This window comes from Paenibacillus sp. 2KB_22 (genome assembly GCF_052115745.1).
Taxonomy (GTDB): domain Bacteria; phylum Bacillota; class Bacilli; order Paenibacillales; family Paenibacillaceae; genus Paenibacillus.
In genome coordinates, this window is the sequence record NZ_JBFRHG010000027.1 from 1 (window position 1) to 519 (window position 519).

Sequence of the window (519 nt, forward strand, 5' to 3'; positions counted from 1 at the left end):
GTGGGGTAACCGCAAGGAGCCAGCCGCCGAAGGTGGGATAGATGATTGGGGTGAAGTCGTAACAAGGTAGCCGTATCGGAAGGTGCGGCTGGATCACCTCCTTTCTATGGAGAATCGTTTCCCGWGTGGAAACATTCAAATAYGCAGCTTAGCTGCAAAACACTCACTCGTTGCTCAGTTTTGAGAGCTCRAACTCTCAAACAGCTTGCTTTTGCATGGAGCTTGTTCTTTGAAAACTAGATATCGAAACGAAAGTAAATGCGAATTAGAACATTCCTTTTTAGCTGAACTTGTGTATAACAAGTTTCAATAAAAACGGTAGATTGCATGAGCGAGTGATCGAAATGGAACGACTTTTGGCTTTGGACGTAGTCCAAAACAAGCGGAGTGACAGCTCGAACACGAGCGATATGGTTAAGCTACTAAGAGCACACGGAGGATGCCTAGGCGCTAGGAGCCGATGAAGGACGTGGCGAACAACGAAACTGCCTCGGGGAGCTGTAAGCAAGCTTTGATCCG

General features: G+C 47.5%; 2 rRNA genes. Both read left to right on the forward strand.

Annotated elements, in window-relative coordinates:
- Window positions 1-104, forward strand: a 16S ribosomal RNA gene (locus AB4111_RS31100); the annotation flags it as partial.
- 308 nt (window positions 105-412) lie between these two features.
- A 23S ribosomal RNA gene (locus tag AB4111_RS31105) occupies window positions 413-519 on the forward strand; the annotation flags it as partial.